The 3,616-nt window shown below is 37.3% G+C and carries 4 protein-coding genes and 1 pseudogene; 1 reads left to right on the top strand and 4 read right to left on the bottom strand.

Features of this window, described 5'->3' with window-relative positions; genetic code table 11:
- Nucleotides 1–953: 953 nt before the first annotated feature.
- A pseudogene (locus EBF12_RS12365) lies at nucleotides 954–1,283 on the top strand (BspA family leucine-rich repeat surface protein); the annotation flags it as partial.
- Here EBF12_RS12365 and EBF12_RS12370 read toward each other — a convergent pair.
- The 4 genes from EBF12_RS12370 to EBF12_RS10895 all read right to left on the bottom strand — a co-directional run bounded on the left by EBF12_RS12370 (nucleotide 1,209) and on the right by EBF12_RS10895 (nucleotide 3,443).
- On the bottom strand, nucleotides 1,209–1,487 hold the full coding sequence (locus EBF12_RS12370; protein WP_121727665.1) for a type II toxin-antitoxin system PemK/MazF family toxin: 279 nt from the start codon (nucleotides 1,485–1,487) through the stop codon (nucleotides 1,209–1,211). The pseudogene EBF12_RS12365 and the gene EBF12_RS12370 overlap by 75 nt on opposite strands.
- The gene (locus tag EBF12_RS10885) at nucleotides 1,459–1,653 is read right to left on the bottom strand and encodes a hypothetical protein (RefSeq protein WP_121727662.1); all 195 of its coding nucleotides are present in this window, start codon (nucleotides 1,651–1,653) and stop codon (nucleotides 1,459–1,461) included. The genes EBF12_RS12370 and EBF12_RS10885 overlap by 29 nt, the downstream gene beginning before the upstream one ends.
- 198 nt (nucleotides 1,654–1,851) lie before the next feature.
- The gene (locus tag EBF12_RS10890; protein WP_121727663.1) at nucleotides 1,852–2,808 is read right to left on the bottom strand and encodes a hypothetical protein; all 957 of its coding nucleotides are present in this window, start codon (nucleotides 2,806–2,808) and stop codon (nucleotides 1,852–1,854) included.
- Between the two features lie 104 nt (nucleotides 2,809–2,912).
- A complete protein-coding gene (locus EBF12_RS10895; protein ID WP_121727664.1) occupies nucleotides 2,913–3,443 on the bottom strand; it encodes a hypothetical protein in 531 nt (176 codons plus the stop codon).
- Between the last annotated feature and the right edge of the window lie 173 nt (nucleotides 3,444–3,616).

Genomic DNA, 3,616 nt, shown 5'->3' on the forward strand with positions numbered 1-3,616 from the left:
TGTTTTTCAGACATTTTCGTGCCTTCAAACATCTCTTTTGAGATGCCGTTTATGTCCCAAGAGCTAAGGTTTTGGTTAAATAACCTAGCACAGAAGAACCAAACTCCAAGAACAATCTTTTAAAACCATCGGTGGCAAATTGCTTTCAAATAAAAAGTTTTAGCGAATCCAGTTTCTCTATAGGAGAATTGGATGAAAATCGTCTGCAGCTTATCCGCAAAACAATAAACTCTCTTATTTCTAAACCCTAATTTTATCTCTCTCAGCCAAAGTTGTGGGAATGACATTTTGTATTCCCGCACGGAACTACTATGTCTGCCTACTATTTGTTTTGTCAAAAAGATAAAAGGAGAAGACAATGAAAATATATAAAATTATAAAAACAGAATACACCAATCAGGAGGGATACTTCCCACCTGAAACAAGGGTGTTTTAAATCAGTCTGAAGCCGAAGCTTATTTCAAGCTTCAGATAGAATAACCTTAATGTTTTGTTGCCTTTGGGTGTAAGCATTAAGGAAATAGAAGAGTGGCAAGAAGAACTCTTCGAAAAAGGAGAGATACCATTCAGGTACCTCTTTGATGAGGACTTTATAGTTTCGAAGCTATAGAAGCACCTCAAAAAGAACCCCGCAAAATTGTTTCGGCAGCGGGCTCACTCAACTTTGTTGAGCAGTGCATCTGGGTTTCAAACTCAGAAGAGCTGAAAAAGCTCTTATGGGAGAATGTCGAATTCTCAAAAATGGATTTGGACAACTCCTATGAGTTTGCCAGCAAGGCGGAAATTTCCGTTTTTGTTGATGAATACGGAGATATTGAAAAATATCTTACGCTATATTGCAGCAAAGATGGAAATGAGGAATTTGGTGTAACAATCAAATGCCCCTAAAAAAAGCCCCTAGTGTTTGGGAATATCTATTTCAATATTCCCAATATGGGAATTAAGGAGAAAAAATGAAAATTAAACCAAAAAATAAAAATGAGTCCATAGAATTGCTTAGAACATCCGAATTAAGTGATATTGACACAAGTCTTATTACCGATATGTCTAGGCTATTTTTATATTCTGGATATAGAAATAGAGATTTTAGGGGCATTGAAACTTGGAATGTCAGCAATGTAACAAATATGCGAAATATGTTCTCTGGAGCGGTATATTTCAATCAAGATATATCAAATTGGAATGTATTAAAGGTGGAAGATATGGAGTCAATGTTTTACGGAGCAAAAAGCTTCAATCAAAACATTTCTAGTTGGGATGTAAAGAATGTTGTTGATTTCAACAAAATGTTGAATTTTTACAAACCAAAATCCTTGACAGAATTTGTCTTTCCAAATCGTTATCGGAACAACGATCTTGATATTAAAATTCACACAATCATTTCGTCCAATTATAACGGCAGGGCGTGTTTTGTTAATTTCAGTACCAATTTGTGGTTCAAAATTAACAATCCATATTTCACCTTGCTTTATAGAGCCCTTTGACATCTTCACTGGTCTCCCACAAATCAGTATTTAGCTCATCATCTTTCGCAACCGCTTCAAAAGCCTTTTCCCAAGCCTCTTTGTCATCAAGCCTGTTTATAAGGTATTGAAATTCCGCTTTTTCTCCCTCTTTTTTTCTTTTGACAGCAATTTCTTGTGGCATTTTCATACTCACTCCTTTTGTTATTTCTGTCAATTTTACCATATTATAATTATGGCAAAACATTTTATTCTCTTTTTTTGTTTTTTAGCAACATATTTCTATATTGCAAGGATATTTCTACCCTAGAGTGAAAACACTCCATAAAGAGATTTATCCCACCCCATAAAGGGATGAAAAAAATCCCTTTATGGAATATTTCTAGCCTTAAAGGCTAGTCTTTTGCTCAAGCCAATCGCTCAAGTCAAATCCCTTTTTCAAGAGATCTACTCTCCCTTTTGACTCAAGAAACTTTTTCCAATCAAGTATGTTCACGACTTTAGCGTGGACTTCAAGCTGCTTTTTGATAGTAGTATTTCCAGCCTCATCGTAATCTCCAACAACCATTAGGCTGAGATCTTTGAATAAATTCAAATAGGTTTCTTCAAGAAGAGAAGTTGCACTGCCGGGCGTAATAGCACGAATGCCATGTGCCACAGCATTAATTACATCCTTCTCGCCCTCTAATATAAAGATAGGTTCTTGTGGAGCCTCTCTATACTTGAGTAAGTCGGATAAATTAAATACACTTCTCTTTCGCTCTCTTGTATAACGCAACCGCTCGTGTTTGGCGAGTGTTGGGTTATACTTCCAGAGGGTAACTATTCTGCCTGCTTCATCACGAATAGGCATTATAAGTCTCTCTGGAAAGGGCTTTCCCTTGAAATTACCTGTTGGCTGATAGCCAATATCATACCGCAAGGCAATTTCCTTTCTTTTTTCTGCTGACTTGACCGATGGCATTAACGCCTTAAGAAGCTTTAAATAAGCCTCAAAATGCGTTTTTCTGTTGGAGCGATATTGCTCTAACCACTTTTCATCGATAAAGCCTTCGTTTTTCTTTTGCCCACCTTTTTCAAAGTCAGCAAAATTAAAAGTTACCTCCATTCCCAAGAGTCTTTGGGCTTCTTTTATGGCATCGCCAATATTATGAAAGCCACGAAACTCTTTTAGGAACGAAGGAAAGTCCCCGTGCCAATCAGATCCGAAGTCATGTATATGACCGTTCTGATTTATGTATGCACTAGGTGTTCTCTCATCTTGTACGGCAAAATGCCAAGAACGAGAAATTTTATAGCCAAGGCTCATTAGAGCCGAAGCCGTGCTTTCTCTAGTTGCTTCCATTTTGTCTCCTTTTTATTTTGACAAAATAAACAGCAGGAATATATAGTATCCCTATGGGAATACAAATATATTCCCACAACTTTGGACTGAGAGAGATAAAAGGGTTATCCTTTCATTGCCTCTTGGATTCTATTTAAATCCCTTTGAGGAATTTGTCTATAAATCCAGCCGAAGCCATAGCGATATGGCTTCCCTTCGTACTGAACTTCGTAAAGCCCAACACTTTTTAAGTAAGCACACATCTGCTCATAAAAAGATTCCTTTTGGAATCTTTTTATCGCCCCGGACTCAAAGCCATTCTGCACCGCCTCTTCTTGCTCCGGTGTCCCGGGGCAGAGATAATTGAGATGGTATTTATCCCACAACTCAAGTACCTCTAACAGAAGGGGCGATGCTTCAAGCTCACCTTCTTTGATGAGGGCCTTAATGGTCTCATCAATTTGACCACCTTTATAAATGTTCGTGTGCAAATGGTTCCAGATGTAACCACATATTGAGAAACGGGTTGTCCCATCACTCATAGTTGTAAGCCCAAGCTCAACCTTACAAGCTTTTTTCTTTTGGTAGGGCGGAAATACCACCTTTCCAAAAGAAATTTTTTTACTTTTTTCTTCTACTATTCTTATTATATTCATTTTGCACTCCTTTTTATTTTCTTGTGCTAAACACAAGGAATACACGACTCCCAAGTGGGAATAAAATGTATTCCCGCAATAAATTAAATTCCAACCAACAAAGGAGTAACCAAATATGTGGATAGTATTTTTTGCAATAGCAGTCTTTGGATTAGTTATAGGCTCTTATATCT

This window comes from Helicobacter labetoulli (assembly GCF_003670275.1).
Classification (GTDB): Bacteria; Campylobacterota; Campylobacteria; order Campylobacterales; family Helicobacteraceae; genus Helicobacter_C; species Helicobacter_C labetoulli.